At 60.9% G+C, this 20,285-nt stretch carries 17 protein-coding genes; 7 read left to right on the top strand and 10 right to left on the bottom strand.

All coding sequences use genetic code 11. The features are described 5' to 3' along the window. Positions 1-176: 176 nt before the first annotated feature. The 8 genes from FBY01_RS29240 to gcbA all read right to left on the bottom strand — a co-directional run bounded on the left by FBY01_RS29240 (position 177) and on the right by gcbA (position 10,612). Positions 177-1,394, bottom strand: a complete 1,218-nt coding sequence (locus FBY01_RS29240) for a DUF3426 domain-containing protein (protein ID WP_145310643.1) — start codon at positions 1,392-1,394, stop codon at positions 177-179. 30 nt (positions 1,395-1,424) lie between these two features. Beyond that, entirely contained in the window at positions 1,425-2,303 is an 879-nt protein-coding gene (gene prmA / locus FBY01_RS29245) for a 50S ribosomal protein L11 methyltransferase (RefSeq protein WP_010463886.1), read from the bottom strand. Positions 2,304-2,573: 270 nt separating this feature from the next. After that, positions 2,574-3,932, bottom strand: a complete 1,359-nt coding sequence (gene accC / locus FBY01_RS29250) for an acetyl-CoA carboxylase biotin carboxylase subunit (RefSeq protein ID WP_010463885.1) — start codon at positions 3,930-3,932, stop codon at positions 2,574-2,576. 17 nt (positions 3,933-3,949) lie between these two features. Then, positions 3,950-4,411, bottom strand: a complete 462-nt coding sequence (accB, locus tag FBY01_RS29255) for an acetyl-CoA carboxylase biotin carboxyl carrier protein (protein ID WP_010463882.1) — start codon at positions 4,409-4,411, stop codon at positions 3,950-3,952. A 24-nt stretch (positions 4,412-4,435) separates the two neighbouring features. Then, positions 4,436-4,891 (bottom strand): type II 3-dehydroquinate dehydratase, encoded by a 456-nt coding sequence (aroQ, locus tag FBY01_RS29260; RefSeq protein ID WP_010463880.1) that lies wholly within the window; start codon positions 4,889-4,891, stop codon positions 4,436-4,438. Between the two features lie 131 nt (positions 4,892-5,022). Beyond that, positions 5,023-6,774, bottom strand: coding sequence for a protein-disulfide reductase DsbD (locus FBY01_RS29265; RefSeq protein ID WP_145310640.1), 1,752 nt, complete (start codon positions 6,772-6,774; stop codon positions 5,023-5,025). A gap of 168 nt (positions 6,775-6,942) precedes the next feature. Beyond that, positions 6,943-8,889: a methyl-accepting chemotaxis protein gene (locus tag FBY01_RS29270; protein WP_145310637.1), complete on the bottom strand. Its 1,947-nt coding sequence runs from the start codon at positions 8,887-8,889 to the stop codon at positions 6,943-6,945. A 52-nt stretch (positions 8,890-8,941) separates the two neighbouring features. After that, the gene (gene gcbA, locus FBY01_RS29275) at positions 8,942-10,612 is read right to left on the bottom strand and encodes a diguanylate cyclase GcbA (RefSeq protein WP_010463874.1); all 1,671 of its coding nucleotides are present in this window, start codon (positions 10,610-10,612) and stop codon (positions 8,942-8,944) included. A gap of 288 nt (positions 10,613-10,900) precedes the next feature. On the opposite strand from gcbA, the gene FBY01_RS29280 reads away from it, so the two are divergent. The 7 genes from FBY01_RS29280 (at position 10,901) to FBY01_RS29310 (ending at position 18,456) form a co-directional block, all read left to right on the top strand. Next, complete coding sequence (locus FBY01_RS29280) at positions 10,901-11,968, top strand: DUF2333 family protein (protein WP_145310635.1); 1,068 nt, start codon at positions 10,901-10,903, stop codon at positions 11,966-11,968. A gap of 3 nt (positions 11,969-11,971) precedes the next feature. Further along, positions 11,972-12,529 (top strand): NUDIX hydrolase, encoded by a 558-nt coding sequence (locus tag FBY01_RS29285; protein WP_010463869.1) that lies wholly within the window; start codon positions 11,972-11,974, stop codon positions 12,527-12,529. Between the two features lie 178 nt (positions 12,530-12,707). Continuing rightward, positions 12,708-13,079 (top strand): translation initiation factor Sui1, encoded by a 372-nt coding sequence (locus tag FBY01_RS29290; RefSeq protein WP_010463867.1) that lies wholly within the window; start codon positions 12,708-12,710, stop codon positions 13,077-13,079. A 223-nt stretch (positions 13,080-13,302) separates the two neighbouring features. Beyond that, the gene (gene speA, locus FBY01_RS29295; RefSeq protein ID WP_010463866.1) at positions 13,303-15,216 is read left to right on the top strand and encodes an arginine decarboxylase; all 1,914 of its coding nucleotides are present in this window, start codon (positions 13,303-13,305) and stop codon (positions 15,214-15,216) included. Positions 15,217-15,448: 232 nt separating this feature from the next. Next, positions 15,449-16,768 carry a type VI secretion system Vgr family protein gene (locus FBY01_RS29300; RefSeq protein ID WP_145310632.1) on the top strand — a complete coding sequence of 440 codons (1,320 nt, stop codon included), beginning with the start codon at positions 15,449-15,451 and terminating at the stop codon, positions 16,766-16,768. Beyond that, the gene (locus FBY01_RS29305) at positions 16,765-17,562 is read left to right on the top strand and encodes a DUF4123 domain-containing protein (RefSeq protein WP_145310629.1); all 798 of its coding nucleotides are present in this window, start codon (positions 16,765-16,767) and stop codon (positions 17,560-17,562) included. The genes FBY01_RS29300 and FBY01_RS29305 overlap by 4 nt, the downstream gene beginning before the upstream one ends. An 18-nt stretch (positions 17,563-17,580) precedes the next feature. After that, entirely contained in the window at positions 17,581-18,456 is an 876-nt protein-coding gene (locus FBY01_RS29310; RefSeq protein ID WP_077748978.1) for an alpha/beta hydrolase, read from the top strand. On the opposite strand, the gene FBY01_RS29315 is transcribed toward FBY01_RS29310, so the two are convergent. Beyond that, complete coding sequence (locus tag FBY01_RS29315) at positions 18,450-19,799, bottom strand: MATE family efflux transporter (protein WP_083375133.1); 1,350 nt, start codon at positions 19,797-19,799, stop codon at positions 18,450-18,452. The genes FBY01_RS29310 and FBY01_RS29315 overlap by 7 nt on opposite strands. A 63-nt stretch (positions 19,800-19,862) precedes the next feature. Beyond that, positions 19,863-20,156 (bottom strand): hypothetical protein, encoded by a 294-nt coding sequence (locus tag FBY01_RS29320; RefSeq protein ID WP_010463857.1) that lies wholly within the window; start codon positions 20,154-20,156, stop codon positions 19,863-19,865. Positions 20,157-20,285: the final 129 nt, after the last annotated feature.

The raw sequence follows: 20,285 nt of genomic DNA on the forward strand, positions 1-20,285 counted from the left end.
CTGTTGTGGGGCCGGATCATGAGAGTTCGAAAAAGGGTTGGCATGATACCCGCTCTCGATGACTGGATAAAGGCTGAATTGAACAAAATCTGAACAGTAATTCTGTTATCGCCAGCGGTTTGGTATGAGCGGTCAAAGTCAGAAATATGCCGTCAATGCCGTAACACTGAAGCGTTTCACTCGGGCGAATGAAAGCTCAGGCTGTAATTCACCGCTTTGGAGCCTGGATCGAGGATATCCAGTGCGATGTGGATCGGCGTTTGCGGCGGCATCTCTGCCAGGCCTTCGAGGTCGCCGTTGAGGTACTCGCCGGGTTTGAAGCGCCGGCTGGCGATCAGGTGGCCGTTAAGGTCGGCGAAGCGCAGTTCCAGCAGCGGGAAGGGCTGGGAGAAGGGCGCGCGGTTGTAAATGATCGCATCGACCACCAGTGCACCGTTGAACTCAGGGTGACTGCGGACCACCAGGTTGCTGCTTTTGATTTTCGCGATATCAACTTTCGATGGCACCGTGCAGCCGACTTGCGGGCACAGTTGTTGGAACCATGGACGGTATTGATCCTGGCGCGCCAGTTCGTCGAACTGGTAAGCGATGTATTGGCCGGCGAGGGCACCGGCACCGATCAGGACCAGCAGCAGCCAGAAAAGCCGTCGGCCCCAGGGGGAGCGACGTTTTTGCCAATCCAGTTGCAGCGGATCGTCGGTCAGGTCCTGCAGGGCGTCGGCACGTTCGGTCGACTCGCTGCGTTCGTGTCGCTTGCGCAGAGGGGCAATCGGGGGCAGGTCGTCGTCAGGTGCATCGGTTGCCGACAGGCGATCATGGTGCAGGGGCGTGTCGAGCGGATCATTCAGGCGCAGTTGCGGCACCTGGGGTTCGTCGTCCAGATCAACCGGTTCCAGCGAGAATGACGGTTCGGTGCGCGAGTGCTTGCTCGGTACTGGCTGCGTTTCCCGTGGTTCGGCTTCGACCGCCTGGGCACGATCGGCCGCCGATTCGCTGAAGAGGCTGTCGGACCAGGGTTCATCGTCGTGCTCGACAGAGTCGCGGCGAGCACTGAGACCGTTTTCGCGGTGCTGGCCGAATTCCGTGGTGGGCTGGATTTCCCGCTGTTCGAGCCGGGCGAGTTCTTCGTCCAGGTCCAGGCTGTCCAGATCCATTTCGGCGGCGGACCATTGCTTTTGGCTGATGGCGCGCTGTACCGACGGTTCGACAATGGCCGGGGCTACCGGTTGGACAGTTTCCTTGGCGCCCCGTTGCTCAAGCAGCTGCTTGGCGGCGTTGAACACCTGCAAGCACGAGCCGCAACGAACCACTCCACGGGCCACGCTCAATTGAGCATGGCTGACGCGGAAGCTGGTTTGGCAATGCGGGCACTGGGTGACGAAGCTGTCGGTCATGCGGCGATCCGGTTTATGCAGGCGTTCATTCTAGCGCCGACGGCCAGTGATGCGCACCCAGCCATCGCGATTGGCGATCGGGTCCAGATCGAAATCTTGAGCGTAGGCTTTGGCGACTTCTTCGCCTTGCTCGGCGAGGATGCCCGACAACGCCAGACGACCGCCAGGCTTGACCAGGCTGGACAATTGCGGCGCCAGGGACACCAGCGGTCCGGCCAGAATGTTGGCCACCAGCACATCGGCTTGAACCTGTGGCAGATCTTCCGGCAGGTACAGCGGGAAGAGCGCGTCGGCAATATTGTTGCGCCCGGCGTTGTCGCGGGAAGCTTCCAGCGCCTGCACGTCGATGTCGGTGCCGACGGCTTCCTTGGCGCCCAGCAGCAGGGCGGCAATCGCCAAAATCCCCGAGCCGCAACCGAAGTCGAGGACGTGGCAGTCCTTGAGGTCCTGACCATCGAGCCATTCCAGGCACAGTGCAGTGGTCGGGTGGGTGCCGGTGCCGAACGCCAGGCCCGGGTCGAGCAGAATGTTCACAGCGTCGGGTTCAGGGGCAGCGTGCCAGCTTGGGACGATCCACAGGCGTTGACCGAAGCGCATTGGCTGGAAGTCGTCCATCCAGCTGCGTTCCCAGTCCTGGTCTTCGATGACTTCGCTGTGATGCTCGGGCAGCGGGCTGCCGGTCAGCAACTCAAGATGAGCCAGCACACTGGCCGCTTCAGTGCCGCCTTCGAACAGGGCCAGCAGATGAGTGTGCGACCATAGCGGCGTGGTGTTGAGTTCAGGTTCGAAGATCGGCTGATCTTCGGCGTCCATGAACGTCACCGACACGGCGCCCACTTCAAGGAAAGCGTCTTCGTAGGTTTCGGCTTGTTCTGGGCTGATGGCGAGACGGACTTGCAGCCAAGGCATGGCGGGCACCTTTGAAAAATATTGATTGCAGCCTAGCGGGCTGCGAGAAGCGCGCAAGTTTACGCGAGCGCGCGGCAGAAGACGACAAGGCCGACACTGGTATGCAGTTTGTAGGAGCGAGGCTTGCCCGCGAAGCGCGATGACGCGGTGACGCGGTGAGTCTGCAATACCTCGGCGTATGGTTTGCGGGCAAACCTCGCTCCTACAGGAGTTGTAACCTCCAGAAACAACAAAGCCGCCCGAAGGCGGCTTTGTTGGACGGGCTAAAGCTTAATGCTTGTCGCCAGCCAGCTTGTGTTCCAGGTAGTGGATGTTGATACCACCTTTGCAGAAGCCTTCATCGCGGACCAGGTCGCGGTGCAGCGGGATGTTGGTCTTGATCCCGTCGACAACGATTTCGTCCAGCGCATTGCGCATGCGCGCCAATGCTTCGTCACGGGTTGCGCCGTAGGTGATCAGCTTGCCGATCAACGAATCGTAGTTCGGCGGAACGGCATAACCGCTGTACAGGTGCGAATCGACGCGAACGCCGTTGCCGCCTGGAGCGTGGAAATGCTTGACCGTGCCTGGGCTCGGCATGAAGGTTTTCGGGTCTTCGGCGTTGATCCGGCATTCCAGGGCATGGCCGCGGATAACCACGTCTTCCTGGGTGTACGACAGCTTGTTGCCAGCGGCGATGCTGAGCATCTCCTTGACGATGTCGATACCAGTGACCATTTCCGAAACCGGGTGCTCAACCTGAACGCGGGTGTTCATTTCGATGAAATAGAACGCGCCGTTCTCGTACAGGAACTCGAAAGTACCCGCGCCACGGTAGTTGATGTCGATGCAAGCCTTGACGCAGCGTGCGAGGACTTCAGCCCGTGCCTTCTCATCGATGCCCGGTGCCGGCGCTTCTTCGAGAACCTTCTGGTGACGACGTTGCAGCGAGCAATCGCGGTCGCCCAGATGGATGGCGTGACCCTGGCCGTCGGAAAGCACCTGGACTTCCACGTGACGTGGGTTAGTCAGGAATTTTTCCAGATAGACCATCGGGTTACCGAACGCCGCGCCTGCTTCGGTGCGGGTCAGTTTGGCGAAGGAGATCAGGTCTTCTTCTTTATGCACAACGCGCATGCCGCGACCACCACCGCCGCCAGCGGCTTTGATGATCACCGGGTAACCGACTTCGCGACCGATGCGCAAAGCGGTTTCTTCGTCTTCAGGCAACGGGCCGTCGGACCCCGGAACGGTTGGAACGCCAGCAGCGATCATGGCGTGCTTGGCCGATACCTTGTCGCCCATCAGGCGAATGGTGTCGGCTTTCGGGCCAATGAACGCGAAGCCGGAGTTCTCGACCTGTTCAGCGAAATCAGCGTTTTCCGCAAGGAAACCGTAGCCTGGGTGAATGGCGGTGGCGCCGGTCACTTCGGCCGCGGCGATGATGGCCGGAATGTGCAGGTAAGAGTGGGCGGCCGAGGCCGGACCGATGCAGACGGATTCGTCTGCCAGGCCCAGGTGCATCAGCTCTTTGTCGGCCTTGGAGTAAACGGCGACAGTCTTGATGCCCATCTCTTTGCAGGCACGCAGGATCCGCAGGGCAATCTCACCGCGGTTGGCGATCAGAACTTTTTCCAACTTCGCAGTCATCAAAGTTTCTCCGCGTTTCAAACGATGGTGAACAGCGGTTGGTCGTACTCAACCGGCTGGCCGTCTTCGACGAGGATGGATTCGATCACACCGCTGGTTTCAGCTTCGATGTGGTTCATCATCTTCATGGCTTCGACGATGCACAGAGTGTCGCCTTTCTTCACGGTCTGGCCGACTTCAACGAAGGACGGCGAGCTTGGCGAAGATTTGCGATAGAAGGTGCCGACCATCGGCGAACGGGCAACGGTGCCGTTCAACACTGGCGCGACGGGAGCCGCAGGCGCTGCAGCGGCAACCGGAGCAGCAGCCACTGGCGCAGGCGCCTGTGCATGCATCGGAGCCGGTGCGTAGAACTGCTGAGCCGGGGTCTTGCTATGACGGCTGATGCGTACGGACTCTTCGCCTTCCTTGATCTCGAGCTCGTCGATGCCGGACTCTTCCAGCAGTTCGATCAGTTTCTTAACTTTACGGATATCCATGAATCATCAACTCCCAAGGGTCGGTCAGGGGCGTATAGCTTGTTGTTCAAGCTGTTCCAGGGCGGCCTCCAGGGCCAGTCGATAACCGCTGGCGCCAAGGCCGCAGATCACTCCCACCGCTACGTCGGAGAAGTAAGAGTGATGGCGGAAAGGTTCGCGTTTGTGCACGTTAGACAAATGCACTTCGATGAATGGGATGCTCACCGCCAGCAGCGCGTCACGTAATGCGACACTTGTGTGCGTAAAAGCTGCTGGGTTGATCAGAATGAAGTCCACACCTTCGCCTTTTGCGGCGTGGATGCGGTCAATCAATTCGTACTCGGCGTTGCTTTGCAGGTACAGCAGATGATGGCCGGCTTCACGAGCACGGCGTTCCAGGTCCTGGTTGATCTGCGCCAGTGTCGTAGCGCCATAGGTGCCCGGTTCGCGGGTGCCGAGCAAGTTCAGGTTGGGTCCGTGCAGAACCAATAGCGTCGCCATCTGCTGTTCCTTGTTATCTGTGTGCAGTTGTCAGAACCCGGCGACTATGCCGCAAAGCCTTTGTGACTGTCCAGTTCTATGCAAAAGCCAGCACGATGGCCGATGTTTGCGCGAAATATGTGACCGGCCTGTTAAATCCGGTCATTTGCTTTCGCAACACGTTCGGCGAAGTCTGTCGCGCTGATCTCGCCGATCACTCGCACATCGGCGCGTTCGACACCGTCCTTGCCGAAAAACATCAGGGCCGGAGGGCCGAACAGTTTGTAGCGATCAAGCAGGGCACGTTGTTCGGCGTTGCTGGCAGTGATATCGAAACGCACGAGGCGATAGCCTTTCAGGCGTTCGATGACGGTGGCGTCGTTGAGCACTTCGCGTTCGATGACTTTGCAGCTGATGCACCAGTCGGCGTACCAGTCGAGCAGCAGCGGGGTGTTGGCGGATTTGGCCTCGGCTAGGACGCGATCCAGGTCTGCCGGAGTGCTGATGGTTTGCCAGGCGCTGGTGTTTTGCGGCTGTTCGGTGCCGGCAATGATGCGCGGTTGGCCAATCGGGTTGAACGGGTCGGTCTGCCCGCTGAACGCCCCGAACCAACAGGCCAGTGCGTAAAACAGCAGAAACATCCCGAGCAGTTGGCCGAGGCGTTTTCGTGGCGGTTTGTAGACGAATTCCAGCGCGCCCATGAACAAACCGACGCCACCGGCCAGCAAACCGATCAGCAGCAAGGTGATTTGCCCCGGCAATACGCGACTGACCAGCCCGATTGCCAATCCCAGCAACAACACGCCAATGGCATTTTTTACATAGACCAGCCACGGCCCGCTTTTCGGCAGCCAGGCTGCGCCGCCGGTGGCCACGAGTAACAACGGCGCCCCCATGCCGAGGCCGAGCATGAACAGTTTCAAGCCTCCCCCCAGTGCATCGCCGCTGGCGCTGATATAAAGCAATGCACCGGCCAGCGGCGCCGACACGCAGGGCGACACCAGCAGGCTGGACACCACGCCCAGGACCGCGGCGCCCCATAACGAACCGCCTTCGGTACGCCCGGCGATCCGGTCCAGGCGACTGCTGATGGCATGTGGCAGCTTGAGTTCGAACACGCCAAACATCGCGAGGGCAAATACCGCAAAAAACATCGCGAACGGCACCAGCACCCACGCCGATTGCAGACGCGCCTGAAGGTTGAGCTGGGCGCCGAACATTCCCATCAACGCACCCAGCAGGGCGAAGCAGGCGGCCATGGGCAGTACATACGCGAGCGACAGATTGAAACCGCGCAACCCACCGATCTGGCCGCGCAACACCACGCCGGAGAGGATTGGCAGCATCGGCAGTACACACGGGGTGAAGGTCAGGCCCAGACCCGCAAGGAAGAACAAGGCGAGCTCGCGCCAGCTCCAGCTCTGGGCCGTGGCGGGCGTCGTTGCGCCAATGCCATCTATGTTCAGTCGTTCGGTTTCAGGCGGATAACACAGGCCTTTGTCGGCGCAGCCCTGATAGGTCACGGCCAGCGTGAAGGCGCGGGGATCGGTGCGCGGCACTTCGACGTCGAGCACGCCGTGATAGACCTCGACGTCGCCAAAGTACTCATCGTGCTTTTGTTCGCCCTTGGGCAATTGCGCCGAGCCAAGGCCAACTTCGGCCGGTTCGGCGCGAAACTGAAAGCGGTGCCGATAAAGGTAGTAACCGTCGGTGGCGACAAAACGCAGCTTGATCGATTGCGGCGTGCTGTCGACCAGGCTCAGCTGAAATGCCTCGCGCACCGGCAGGAAGTCGGCACTGTTGTTGATCGAGCCCAAGGTGGAACTGGGTCGACTCTCCAGCAACCCGGCGGCGTTTGCCGGCAGGGCGAGCACTAAAAGCAGCAGGCAGAGCAAACGGCGCATGACAATCTCGCGTATCGGAATTGGGGGCATGATAGCGGACAGTCGCGCGGATTGCCCCGCCCCTGTAGGCGCGAGGCTGGCCCGCGAAGAGCGATTGCGCGGTTTGCCTGAATGACCGCATCGTATGGTTCGCGGGCAAGCCTCGCTCCTGCGGGGCATGGCGGTCTATCAGACGCGGAAGGCTTGAACGGCGGTATGCAAGCGTGCGCCCAACACCAGCAGGTTCTCCCCTTGCACGCGCCCCTCGCCAATGCGCAACAAATTATCCCCACCCAATTGGTGAATTCGCTCACTGTGATCACGGATCTCACTGACCGCACCACTCTGCTGCGCAGTGACATCGGCAATGCGCACGGCGGTGTCGGAAATGGTCTGGATCGCCCCGACGATTTTATCCAATGCACCGTCGGCAGCCTGAGCCTGATTGGCCGTGGCTTCGGCGTGTTCGACCTGGGCGCGCATGCCTTCCACCGATTGCCGCGCGGCGGTTTGCAGGCCGGCGATCAAGGTCTGGATCTCTGCGGTGGCCCCGGCCGTGCGTTGCGCCAACGAGCGAACCTCTTCCGCCACCACCGCAAACCCACGACCCATTTCCCCGGCGCGGGCGGCTTCGATGGCGGCGTTCAGGGCCAGCAGGTTGGTCTGGTCGGCAATCGAGCGGATGACCGTCAGCACGCCGCCGATGGTCGCCGATTCTTCTGCCAGGTGTTCGATCATCTGCGCATTGCCTTGCACTTCACCCACCAGCGCATGCAGGCCGGTGAGGCTCAGACCGATAACTTTCTGGCCATGCTCGACCGCGATTCCGGCATGACGACTGGCGTCGGCGGCCTGGCTGGCATCGCCAGCAACTTGTTGGATCGTTGCTTCCAGTTCGCCGAGAGAATCGCGGATCAGCGCGGTGTCGCCGGCCTGATGTTCGGCACCTCTGTGCAGGTCGTTGCTCAACTCGGCCAAAGTGCGGCTACTGCCGGCGACCTGCTCGGCATTGAGACGAATAGTCCCGACCAGGTCCGCCAGGTATGCGCGCAAGCGGTTGAGCGAGGCTTCAATGTCATGCAGTTCGCGATTGGTCTTGCCCAATTGAATTTCCTGGCTGAAGTCGCCTTCGGCCCAGGTCGACAGGGCCGGGGCGAGGTTGGTCAGTGTCCGGGCCAGCTTGCGTTGCAAGGTGTCGATCAACAAGGCGATCAGCAGAATCAGGCCGATCATCACGCCTTGCATCAAGCGTACTTCGCCCTGGATCTGCCCGTGCTGGGCGCGGACCACCGGCTCCAGTCCGGCAATGGCCTGCTGTACGTCGGCGATCTTCAGGTGCGTCGCGGTGCTGAGGTCGGTGCGTTTCTGGATTTGCTCGCGAGTGCGCGCCAGTTCAGCGGGGTAACGCGTCAGCAAGCTGTTGAGTTCCCGTTTGAGGGCGACACCGGCATCTTCGGCGACGGTTTTTTCGGTGTTCTCCAGCCCCATCATTGCGGCGAAATCATCGGTGCCGGATTCGCTGCTGGCGGCCACCCCGAGCAGCGGCAAGGCGCCTATCAGCTCAGCCTGCGCACGAATGCTGGCGACTTCGCGTTCGACATCGGCGGCCAGTTCACTGCGACCGCTGCTGACCAGTTTGTCCCGCGCCAGCGACAGTTTGCCCAGGTGCTGGGACGCGGCGAGCAAGGGCGCGAGGTACGCTGCGTTCCCGCTGGCGTATTGGCTGAGCTGATCGAGGCTGGCGCCGAGTTCACGTTCAGCTTGCAGCAGCAAGGCTTGAGGGTCCCCGGCAAGTTTGCCGGCAGCCAGCAGGTCGGTCTTGCTGAATTCACTCAGGTTCGACAGGCTCGGACGCAAGGTGTCGGCCAGGGCTGGCGGTAATTCACCGAGTTCCTTTTGCAGGCTGTCGATGGCCTGGCTGGCGCTGCTCAGGCGCAGGGCATCGCCGCTGGCGAGATAATCCTCGACGTTGCGCGCCACTTCATTTTGAAATTGCTGGGACAAACCGAGGTAACGCTCCATCAGCAGATAGGGGCGTTCGAGGGCTTTTTGCGACCACCAGAGCGTCGCGCCAAGGGCCACGCACACGGCGACTAAAAGGAGGGTGTTGAGATTGGTCAGCAGCTTCAGGCGCATCGCGGGTCTACCAACGGCAGAATGGTAAGCGCCTGAAGTTATTGCGTTTCTGTTACAGGGTTATGACCGAATGGGTCCATTCCGATGAAAAAGTGGCACTTTGCTTTGACGTCCGCGCAGCCTGCACGCGGTTACGTCCACCGTCCTTGGCGCGGTACAGCGCTTCGTCCGCCTGGCTGGCCATCATCAGGCTGTCGGAGTGGTCGCACAGCTCCACTACCCCGGCGCTGAACGTGCACCACAAATCCTGGGGCTGGGCCGGGTAGTGGATTTCGGCAAACCGCTGACGGATTTCATCGAGCACTCTGTGGGCCGCTTCGAGATCGGTGTCCGGCATGACGATGGCGAATTCCTCGCCACCGTAGCGGCCGATGAAATCTGTTTTGCGCAACCGCTGCTTGAGAAACAGCGCCAGGCTCTTGATGACCCGGTCGCCCATGGGGTGGCCGTGGCTGTCGTTGACCCGTTTGAAGTGGTCGATGTCGAGCATCGCAAAACTCAACGGCTTGCTCTCGCGGCGGGCGCGGAAGCTGCAGTCTTCGAGCAATTGCAGGATGTGGGTGTGGTTGTACAAACCGGTCAGGCTGTCGCGCACCATCCGTGCTTTCAGATTGCGTGCCCGCGCCGCGCGGTTGCGCACAGTGGTGATCAGGTGCCGCGGCTTGATCGGTTTGGTCAGGAAGTCGTCGCCGCCTTCGCTCATGGCGTCGAGTTGCTTGTCCAGATCATCTTCGGCGGACAGGTAAATGATCGGTACGCTCACGTAGCGGTCGTTGTGCCGGATCACCTTGGCCAGTTCCGTGCCGGTGCAGGTCGGCATGTACATGTCGAGGATGATCAGGTCCGGCTGAAAGTCCGCCAGTTCGGCCATGGCCTGAATCGGGTCGATCAGGGTGCGCGTGACGATTCCGGCGCTGTTCAGCAGGCGCTCGGTGTGCAAGGCCTGAGCGCGGGAGTCGTCGATGATCAGCACTTTATAAGGTTCGTACTGGGCGACGCAGGTCAGGACTTCGATCTTCTCCAACAGGCTTGAGGCTTCGAGGGTGCCGGTGAGAAATTCCTGGCCACCGGCGCGCACGGCGGCGAGGCGGGTCGGGGTGTCTGTTTCGAGCAAGCTGAAGAACAACAGCGGTAAAGGCTCATCCAGTCCGACCTGGGCTTCGGCGGCCAGTTTCAGGCCGATACCGGCGCCACTGAAGTCCACGTCCATGACGATGGCGGCGGGCAGGCGCTCGATCATAGAGGAGCGAAATGCCGCAACGCTGTCCAGGGATTGGGCGCTGAGCCCGAAAAATTCCAGCTGCTTGGCCAGGCGCTCGGCGCGGTCGTGATCCTGCAACATCACGTAGATCGGTTTGCGCAGCGGTGGCAGAAAGGTTTGTTCGAGCTGATCGCCGTGGCGCAGGCCGGTGCGCGACAGGCGCTGCATCAAGCGATTGAGGTCGGTGATCAGGCCACTGCTCAGGCGTCCGCGATTGGCGTCGACAGCCTCCAGCGACTGGCCGATGTGACGCGCCAGCTGCGTGTGTTCCGGTTGTTCGAAACGTTCGGCAAAGCGCAGCAGGCGCAGGTTGGCCTCGCTCAGTTCCGACAAATCGGTGTTGGACCACTCGCTGCGTTGCAGGCGCTGCCATATCTCAAGAATCTGACGTGCCTGATGAATTACCCGCTGGGCAAAGTGGTGCTTGAGGCGCTCACGGCTGGGGTCTTCTGGCTCGGTCATATCCTGACTACTAGTTAGGGTGCATGCTGAGATCGACTGGTGGCTCTATGCTAGCACCTCTTTTCAATCCCATGAGCATCGTGTGTCAATAATCTGCAAAGCGGCCTTATTCAGTTTCTGACTGGATGGTCGCATAGGCTCGCGGCTGTGCTTCATTTATAGTGGCCCCTGATCGCGGTCATTGTAAGTCCCGCCATTTCCCGCAGGATTTAATGCGCGGCAAACGAGGCACGATGGCGTAGGGTTGTGGTCGAACCAATGAACTCAAGTGATTGAAAGGATATCGCCATGCTGGACTGGAAGAATCGCGCGGGCAGCGCGCCTGAACGTGCCGCTGAACCGAAATCGGCCACCCGCAGTTACGTCGGCGGCCTGTTGTTCAGCCGGGCGCTGGCGACGCTGATTGGCCTTTACCTGCTGGTGACGATCGGGCTGGGTTGGTATTGGAGCCAGGAGCCGGCACTGTTCCCGGTTCAACAGAATGCGCAAGTGGCGGCCGAGAAAGAAGGCAAGCAAATGGTGGTCGGGTACACCACGGTGGAAACCCTCAAGACCGTCGCTGGTACATTGCTGAGCAAGCCAGGTGGCTATATTTCCAACGACCGTTTCCCGCCGGGTCTGTGGATGGACAATACGCCGAGCTGGGAATATGGCGTGCTGGTCCAGGTTCGCGACCTGAGTCGTGCAATGCGTAAGGACTTCGCCCGTTCCCAGTCGCAGTCCACCGAAGACGCTGACCTGGCCAAGGCCGAGCCGCGTTTCAACTTTGACAACAAGAGCTGGGTGCTGCCCTCCAGTGAGTCCGAATACCAGGAAGGCATCAATTCCCTGAGCCGTTACCAGACACGCCTGTCCGATCCGAGTCAGAAAAGTGCGCTGTTCTATGCCCGCGCCGACAACCTGAACAACTGGCTGGGCGATGTCGGCACCCGTCTGGGTTCGCTGTCGCAACGGCTGTCGGCCAGCGTGGGCCGAGTCAAACTCAACACCGCGCTGAAAACCGAAGTCCTGGCGCCGGGTCAGATGCCACAGGTCGATGAAGAAATCGTCGAAACCCCGTGGATGCAGATCGATAACGTGTTCTATGAAGCCCGCGGCCAGGCCTGGGCGCTGTCCCACTTGCTGCGCGCCATCGAAGTCGATTTCGCCGATGTGCTGGCCAAGAAGAACGCCACGGTCAGCGTGCGTCAGATCATTCGTGAGCTGGAAGCCTCGCAAGAGCCGGTCTGGAGCCCGATGATCCTCAACGGCAGCGGCTTCGGTGTGCTGGCCAACCATTCGCTGGTCATGGCCAACTACATCTCCCGTGCCAACGCGGCAGTGATCGATCTGCGTCAATTGCTCAATCAGGGCTGAGTCATGGTCGATAACGCCAAAGAGGCTGCCCATCGCGCGGCCTCGGATGCCGAACACATCGCCTGGGTCGACGAACAGGACAACCTGCTCGGCGCCCTGGTCCGTTCTGACCTGCGCGAGCGGGGGCTGATCGGGCGTGGCACCTACATCATGCTGTTCAACTCGGTCGGTGAACTGTGCGTTCACCGTCGAACCCTGAGCAAAGCCATTTACCCCGGTTACTGGGATGTGGCGGCGGGCGGCATGGTGCTCGCCACCGAGACGTACGTCGAATCGGCTGCCCGTGAGCTGGAAGAAGAGTTGGGCGTGAGCGGTGTGGAATTGACCGCCCATGATCACTTCTTCTTCGAGGACACCGGCAATCGTCTCTGGTGTTCGGCGTTTTCGGCGGTGTGGGACGGCCCGTTGATCCTGCAACCGGAAGAGGTGCTTGAAGCGCGTTTCATCCCCATCGAGCAGGTCATGCTGGAAATCCAGCAAAAGCCTTATTGCCCGGACTCCCTGGCCGCGTTGAAGCGTTATCTGTGCGCCCTTGGGAAGGGCGTCGCAAAAGAGCAGTAAATTGGCGCCGATTGGCTCTTAGCAAGTCGGCTTTTTGCCGTTACACTGCGCGACCTTTTCAAACTGAGCCAGCGTTGTCTGGCCCAGTAGCGCTGCCCCTGCCTGAGTGGGGCTTCGCGGTCGATGGCAGCTTCCCAAGTTGCCGCGACCAGTCTTTGTCCTCCCAAGAGGATTGCCGGTGGCCAAAAAAGCCGCATCCTTCGCCGCCCTTGGTGGCCTGGTATTTTCCACCGACGCAGGTCGTCATTGCCCGGATTGCAGTAAACCGGTGGACGCCTGCATCTGCAAACAGACCGTTATCCCGGCTGGCGACGGCATCGCTCGTGTGCGTCGCGAAAGCAAGGGGCGTGGCGGCAAGACGGTGACCACCATCACCGGCGTGCCGTTGGCGGAAGAAGCGCTCAAGGACCTGGCCACCACGTTGAAGAAACGCTGTGGCACCGGGGGTGCGTTGAAAGACGGAATCATCGAAATCCAGGGCGATCATGTCGAGCTACTCTTGGCTGAACTGATCAAACTGGGTTTCAAAGCGAAGAAGTCCGGCGGCTAGCAGCCTCTGTGAAAACCACCCTCGGCTTGATCCAGTCCTGATTCAACTCTGGCCTGGCGTCGTCTACATGGTTTTCACAGAGCCTGTTCTGACCGGTTTCTAAACTCAGCGCTGAATGTGAGGTCTATGGCCCTTGCATGCAGGCTAATCGTCATTTTCATTCTTTAGACTGCGCCGGCCTGAACCCAGGCGACGCTCTATGACTTCTTTATAGGGGACTTCAATGTCCGTACGACGCACACGCAAAGACGATGGCAGCCAATGGACAGTTGCGGACAGCCGCAGTGTTTACGGGATTCGCCATTGGGGGGCCGGGTATTTCGCGATCAATGACGCCGGTCGCGTCGAAGTTCGTCCTAACGGTCCGACCAGTTCGCCTATCGACCTCTTCGAGCAAGTCGACCAGCTGCGCAAAAGCGGCCTGTCCTTGCCGCTGCTGGTGCGTTTCCCTGACATTCTGCAAGACCGCGTGCGTCAGCTGACCGGCGCGTTCGATGCCAACATCGAGCGCCTGGAATACCAGAGCAAGTACACCGCGCTGTACCCGATCAAGGTGAACCAGCAGGAAGCGGTGATCGAAAACATCATCGCCACCCAGGATGTGTCCATCGGCCTGGAAGCCGGCTCCAAGCCTGAGCTGCTGGCCGTATTGGCCCTGGCGCCAAAGGGCGGCACCATCGTTTGCAACGGTTACAAGGACCGCGAGTTCATCCGACTGGCGCTGATGGGCCAGAAGCTGGGCCACAACGTGTTCATCGTGATCGAGAAAGAATCCGAAGTCGGCCTGGTGATCGAAGAAGCCGCCTCGCTGAAGGTCAAGCCTCAAGTCGGCCTGCGTGTGCGTCTGTCATCCCTGGCCTCAAGCAAGTGGGCGGACACCGGCGGTGAGAAGTCCAAGTTCGGTCTGTCGGCGGCGCAGCTGCTGTCGGTGGTCGAGCGTTTCCGCGCGGCTGGCCTGGATCAAGGCATTCGCCTGTTGCACTTCCACATGGGCTCGCAGATCGCCAACCTGGCGGACTACCAGCACGGCTTCAAGGAAGCGATTCGTTACTACGGCGAACTGCGTAACCTCGGCTTGCCGGTTGACCACATCGACGTCGGTGGCGGTCTGGGCGTCGACTACGACGGCACGCACTCGCGCAACGCCAGTTCGATCAACTACGACATGGACGATTACGCCGGTGTCGTGGTCGGGATGCTCAAGGAGTTCTGCGATGCGCAGAGCCTGCCGCACCCGAACATCTTCTCCGAAAGCGGCCGCTCGCTGACCGCTCACCACGCCATGCTGGTGGTGCAAGTGACCGACGTCGAGAAGCACAACGACGACGTGCCGAAGATCGACAACAAGGAAGAGCTGCCGGAGACCGTGCAGTGGCTGGTTGACCTGTTGGGCCCGACCGACATCGAGATGGTCACCGAAACCTACTGGCGCGCCACGCACTACATGAGCGATGTGGCCACCCAGTACGCCGATGGCAAGCTGACCCTGGCCGAGAAAGCCCTGGCCGAGCAATGCTACTTCGCCGTGTGCCGTCGCCTGCACAACTCGTTGAAGGCGCGTCAGCGTTCGCACCGTCAGGTGCTCGACGAACTCAACGACAAGCTGGCCGACAAGTACATCTGCAACTTCTCGGTCTTCCAGAGCCTGCCGGACACCTGGGCCATCGGCCAGGTCCTGCCGATTCTGCCGCTGCACCGTCTCGACGAAGAGCCGCTGCGCCGCGCCGTGCTGCAGGATCTGACCTGCGACTCCGACGGCAAGATCAAGCAATACGTCGACGAGCAGAGCATCGAAACCAGTCTGCCAGTCCACGGTTTGAACGAAGGCGAGGACTACCTGCTGGGTATCTTCCTGGTCGGCGCCTACCAGGAAATTCTCGGCGATATGCACAACCTGTTCGGTGACACCGACTCGGTGAACATCTACCAGAACGCCGACGGTAGCGTGTACCACGCGGGTATCGAAACCCACGACACCATCGAAGACATGCTGCGTTACGTGCACTTGTCGCCGGAAGAACTGATGACCCACTACCGCGACAAGTGCGCAAGTGCGCGCATCACTGCCGCCGAGCGCACCCAGTTCCTCGACGCTCTGCGCCTGGGCCTGACCCGTTCGTCTTACCTGTCTTCTTGAGGTAAGGCACTGGTCTCATCAGGTTGTCGGAAAATGTTCCGCGCGCTGCGGAAATTTCAGATGACCTGGTGGGACGCCTCCCTGAATTCAAGCGAAATGGCTCACATCCTCGCTATCCAAGCGACGTGGTCCTTTTTTCGCGTAGGTCATTTCCTAAGTTGTACTTCGGCTCTCTACTCGGCCAACTCTCTCGGAGAGAATCCCCGGCCGCCCCTCCTGTAGAGAATCGCCGATGTTCGATCCAGTCAACGAGCCGTCATTTCGTCTGGATGTAGAGGGTCTGCCCGACCCCGTTGAGGTCTTGGCCTTTACCGGCAGTGAAGCGATCAGCGAACCCTTTGTGTTTGACGTTGATCTGCTGATCGAAGACCCGACACTGGACCTGGCAAGCCTGCTGTACCGTCCGGCCTTTTTGCATTTCGGGCCGCCGGGGACCGGTTTTCACGGGCAGTTGCATGAGCTCGTCCAGACGGGTCATGGTGCTGCGCCCAGGCTTTGCCGTGTGCGCCTGAAGCCGAAACTGGCTTGCCTGGCCCAGCGTTTCAGCCAGCGCATCTTCAGCAACCGTTCAGTGCCCGAAATCCTCGCCCAGGTGCTCAAGGAGCATGGCATTACCGGTAAGAATCGGCGCTTTGACTTGAGCGGCGATTACCCGCCGCGTGATTTCTGTACGCAGTACCGGGAATCGGATCTGCAGTTTCTCCAGCGCCTGTGTGCCCAGGAGCGGCTCCATTACCACTTCGAGCATCACCCGCGCGGGCACTGTCTGGTAGTTGGTGATAAGCAGGGGCCCTTTCAGCAGGGCGCCGAGATGGTTTTTGCACCCGACCCCGAACAGCCTGGGGTGCGCCGCTTCAAGGTTCACGGCAACACGCAGGCGGGCGAAGGTCAGACGAATTTGACCACGTTGCGCAGCGGCCAGCGGGTTCTGCTGTCCGGCCATCCGTGTACGGACTGGAACCGTCGCTGGCTGCTGATCCAGGTCGAGCATCAGGGTGGGCAGACACCGGGGTTTGCCTACGGCAACAAGATCCGCGTTGCCGGGGCGGTACCGCTTGCGGCGCCTCATTCGGTCATGAACCCCAGGATGCACAGTCTGCAGCGGGCGTGGGTGGTCGATGTCGATGAGCCGCAACCCGATTCAACCAGGCCCGTTGCCGTGCAATTTGACTGGGTCTATCAGGGCGAAGGCGCTGCGCCCAGCCACTGTTGGCTGCCATTGGCGCCGGAGTTGGGCGGCGCGCATGCCAAGCCGTTGAGAGAAGGCGCGCAGGTGCTGGTGAGCTTTATCGAAGGCGATCCGGATCAACCGTTAATCACCGGGTATCTTCCCGGCCCCTCTTTCACCCACGCGTCAGGCTTGTCTGAACCCCCACCCACCACGACAACAGATGCCGACACTGCCAGTGTCGGATTGCTGCGTTTGTTGCAATCCAGCGAACCGATCGTGCTGCTGTGTCTGTTGCCTGGCGGGGGTAGTTTCAGCCATTGCGCGCAAGCTTTTTGCACCTGCCGGGCCGCGACAAGGCTTGGCCAGAGCGGTGCGGCATGATCGTCGCTCAGGCGCCGGACTCAACCGCACAATGGCTGTTGCTCGACGTACCGGGGCAGCCCCGCGCCGGCGCGAGGCTGATCCAGCAGTTTGCGCAGGCCCGACGGTTCTGGCTGTTCGATAGCACCGAGTTGCAGCCGTTACGCGAGCACGGTCCGGTGTTGGTTGACCTCAAGGGATGCCCGGCGTTGGCCGAGCTGTGCCTGCGCGAACCGCACCTCTGGAGCGGTTTGTTATTGGTCAGTGAGGCTTCGCCGTCGCAGTTGCTCGAGCATTTGCGTCGCATGCTGACCGTCACTTTTGGCCTGCATCACCGTGCTTTGTTGAGTTACTACAACCCCCACACCGCCAGTTACTTTTTTGATGCCTGCGATGCCCTGGAATTGAGTCGCTGGCTGGGGCCGATCAGTCAGTTGCGCTGGTTCGGCGGAACCTGGGCCGACCGGGCAATCGGCAGTCAGGGCTGGCAGCAGTTGTTCAATCCCGGGCTTGCCGTCAGCCCGTTGGCCATCGAAGAAAACCTCACGCCCCGGCAGCGTGACACCTTGCAAACCTGCCTGCTGGAACAGCACGTCTGGCATTGGAGCCGGTCCACCGGGACCGACTACAACAGTCTGTGGGCCCTCGTGCAGGAAGGGCTGGCGCTGGGTTTCAGCGAACGCCCGGTGCTCGATGGCTGGTTATGGCTACGTTTGCAGTATCCCGACGCTTCACCCGTGCAGCCGCTACCGGGTATCACTCAGCAGGAACGTCTCGATAGCTTGCGCAATCTATGGCAGAACGATCAACCCTGAACACGAGGTTCGACATTGATGGCGAGCACAACGCGCTGGCTGTTCGGCCTGACCATGGGCATTTGTTTGCTGACCGTGATAACGGCGTGTTCACCGCTGAAAATGCTCAATGCGCTGACCCCCGACAGCACGTTCGACAAGACCGAAGGGATTGCCTATGGCGATGATCCGCGGCAGAAACTCGATGTGTATGTGCCTCGTCACCCTCTGGAGAATGCCCCGGTGGTGGTGTTTTTCTACGGCGGCAGCTGGAACAGCGGTTCACGCAGTGATTACTCTTTTGTCGGCGAGGCGCTGGCGTCGCGCGGAGTGGTTGCGGTGCTGGCGGACTATCGACTGTATCCACAGGTACGCTATCCCTTGTTCCTGGAGGACGGCGCTAAAGCCGTGGCCTGGACTCACGATCACATCCACAGGTTTTCCGGTGACCCGCAACGGTTGTACCTGATGGGCCACAGCTCCGGGGCCTATAACGTCGCGATGCTGGCGTTGGACCCCGGTTTGCTGGGGGCCGTGGGGATGTCGCCGCACGATCTGCGCGGCTGGATCGGTCTGGCCGGGCCTTATGATTTTCTGCCCATCCAGAATCCAGACGTGCGGCCCGTGTTTTTCTGGCCGGATTCTCCGCCGCAGTCGCAACCGATCAATCACGTCAGTCGAGGCGCGCCGCCGGCGTTGTTGATGGCTTCGCGCGACGACGATCTGGTCAACCCGACGCGTAACACTGGCGGCCTGGCGCGCAAGCTGCGCCAGGCCGGAGTGCCGGTTCAGGACTTCTATTTCGCCCGCACCGGCCACGCCACGCTGGTGGCGACACTGTCTCGGCCCATGCGGGGGTTGGCGCCGGTGCTGGATGAGGTCAGCGCCTTCATCAGAGCCACGCCGACTCAGTAAACCTTGCCCGCGAACCAGCCGTCGTTCTTGCGCAAGTACCAGGCGAAAGCACCGAGGGTCAGGCTGCGCAGCAACATGAACAACAGGAACGTTATCCACAGCCCATGGTTGCCAAAACCTTGCAGTGCCCAGGCGAACGGCAGCAGCAGAACGACCGTCAGCAGCATGCCGTTGCGCATTTCCCGGGCCCGCGTGGCGCCGATGAACAGTCCGTCGAGCAGGTAACTCCACACGGCAATCAGCGGCAGCGCGGCGAGGTAGGGCAGGTAGATAAACGCGGTGTCGCGCACACTCTGGATGTCGGTCTGCATCTCAATGAACAAATGCCCGGCGAAGGCGAACAGCACGGCAAATCCCAGGCTCGCCAGCAACGACCAGCCGCAGGCGACCACCAATGAGCGACGCAGCGCCTCTCGATCGCGCGCGCCGATGGCATGCCCGCACAGGGCTTCCACGGCATGGGCCAGACCGTCCAGCGCGTGGGCCGTCAGCAGCAAGCCGTTGAGCAGCAGGGCGTTGGCGGCGACGGTGGCATCACCGAGCCGTGCGCCCTGCACGGTGATCAGGAAAAACACCGATTGCAACGCCAGGCTGCGGATGAAAATGTCGCGGTTGACGGCCAGCAGTGGCCGCCAGCTCTGCCACAGCGCCAGCGCGGCCCAGGCGATGTGGCCGGGATAAGCGCGCAGGGCTTTGCGGGTCATGAACAGGCCGATCAGGGCCCCGGTCCATTCGGCGATCACCGACGCCCGGGCTGCACCGACCACGCCCCAATCCAGTCCGAGCACGAACCACAGGTTCAGCGCGATGTTCACCAGGTTGGTGCTCAGCAGAATCGCCAGCGGGGCCCGGGCGTTCTGGGTGCCCAGGAACCAGCCGACCAGCGCATAACTGGCCAGCGCCGCCGGCAGGCCGAATAGCCTTGTATGGAAAAATTCGCGGGTGAGTTGGTCAAGCTCGGCGGAGGGTTGCATGAAGTGCAGCGCGACGCCGCTCAACGGAACGCCCAATGCGCCCAAGACAATCGCCAGCCCCATCGCCAGCAACAAGCCCTGCAACAAAATCTGCCGCAACGCCGCGCCATCCCCGCGCCCGGCGGCCTGGGCGGCAAAACCGGTAGTGCCCATGCGCAGAAAGCCCATGCCCCAGGCCAGAAAGGTATACAGGCTGGCCCCGACCGCGACGGCGCCCAACTGATGGGCGTGGGGCAGGTGGCCGATGACGGTACTGTCGACCAGTGCCACCAGCGGAACGGAAATGTTCGAAAGAATCATCGGCGCAGCCAGCGCCCAGACCCGACGATGGGTAGGGCGGTCGCGCCAGTCGGCAATCAGGTTGGACATGCAGGCTCCTTGGGGAGCGGGCATTGTAGCGGGAGGTGTCGTACTAATGTGGGAGCGGCGGTGTCAGTGGATGATCCAGCTCAGCAGCCAAAGGCCCAACACCAACCAGATAATCCCCATGATGATCGACGCATTCATGAACGCCCGGATCGCCGACCACAACAGCATCAGCCCCAGGATCAGCGCAATGATGCTGATGATCGATGTGTCCATGCCCAGTGCCCGGGACAAGCCTTCGACAAAATTGCTGCCGGCATGGCTCAGCAGGTTGAACAAGCCGCTGAGGCCATCAACGATAAACCGGATGACCGAGCCGAGTGCCTGGCCGAGCCATTCGAAGAAACTTTCTACCTGCATGTCGTGAACGTCCTGATGTATGTGGTGGCGTGCTTGCCGGACTTGGGCCATGGATTACGGTGCCGAGTTCCCCACAAGCATAGAGCGTTGCATCGACCCTGTGGGAGCGAGCTTGCTCGCGATGGCGTT

This window comes from Pseudomonas sp. SJZ077, from assembly GCF_007993905.1.
Classification (GTDB): Bacteria; Pseudomonadota; Gammaproteobacteria; order Pseudomonadales; family Pseudomonadaceae; genus Aquipseudomonas; species Aquipseudomonas mandelii.

Coding starts and splice junctions, on each gene's coding strand:
- FBY01_RS29240 (WP_145310643.1), bottom strand. CDS start 1,394: ATGACCGACAGCTTCGTCACCCAGTGCCCGCATTGCCAAACCAGCTTC.
- prmA (WP_010463886.1), bottom strand. CDS start 2,303: ATGCCTTGGCTGCAAGTCCGTCTCGCCATCAGCCCAGAACAAGCCGAA.
- accC (WP_010463885.1), bottom strand. CDS start 3,932: ATGACTGCGAAGTTGGAAAAAGTTCTGATCGCCAACCGCGGTGAGATT.
- accB (WP_010463882.1), bottom strand. CDS start 4,411: ATGGATATCCGTAAAGTTAAGAAACTGATCGAACTGCTGGAAGAGTCC.
- aroQ (WP_010463880.1), bottom strand. CDS start 4,891: ATGGCGACGCTATTGGTTCTGCACGGACCCAACCTGAACTTGCTCGGC.
- FBY01_RS29265 (WP_145310640.1), bottom strand. CDS start 6,774: ATGCGCCGTTTGCTCTGCCTGCTGCTTTTAGTGCTCGCCCTGCCGGCA.
- FBY01_RS29270 (WP_145310637.1), bottom strand. CDS start 8,889: ATGCGCCTGAAGCTGCTGACCAATCTCAACACCCTCCTTTTAGTCGCC.
- gcbA (WP_010463874.1), bottom strand. CDS start 10,612: ATGACCGAGCCAGAAGACCCCAGCCGTGAGCGCCTCAAGCACCACTTT.
- FBY01_RS29280 (WP_145310635.1), top strand. CDS start 10,901: ATGCTGGACTGGAAGAATCGCGCGGGCAGCGCGCCTGAACGTGCCGCT.
- FBY01_RS29285 (WP_010463869.1), top strand. CDS start 11,972: ATGGTCGATAACGCCAAAGAGGCTGCCCATCGCGCGGCCTCGGATGCC.
- speA (WP_010463866.1), top strand. CDS start 13,303: ATGTCCGTACGACGCACACGCAAAGACGATGGCAGCCAATGGACAGTT.
- FBY01_RS29300 (WP_145310632.1), top strand. CDS start 15,449: ATGTTCGATCCAGTCAACGAGCCGTCATTTCGTCTGGATGTAGAGGGT.
- FBY01_RS29305 (WP_145310629.1), top strand. CDS start 16,765: ATGATCGTCGCTCAGGCGCCGGACTCAACCGCACAATGGCTGTTGCTC.
- FBY01_RS29310 (WP_077748978.1), top strand. CDS start 17,581: ATGGCGAGCACAACGCGCTGGCTGTTCGGCCTGACCATGGGCATTTGT.
- FBY01_RS29315 (WP_083375133.1), bottom strand. CDS start 19,799: ATGTCCAACCTGATTGCCGACTGGCGCGACCGCCCTACCCATCGTCGG.
- FBY01_RS29320 (WP_010463857.1), bottom strand. CDS start 20,156: ATGCAGGTAGAAAGTTTCTTCGAATGGCTCGGCCAGGCACTCGGCTCG.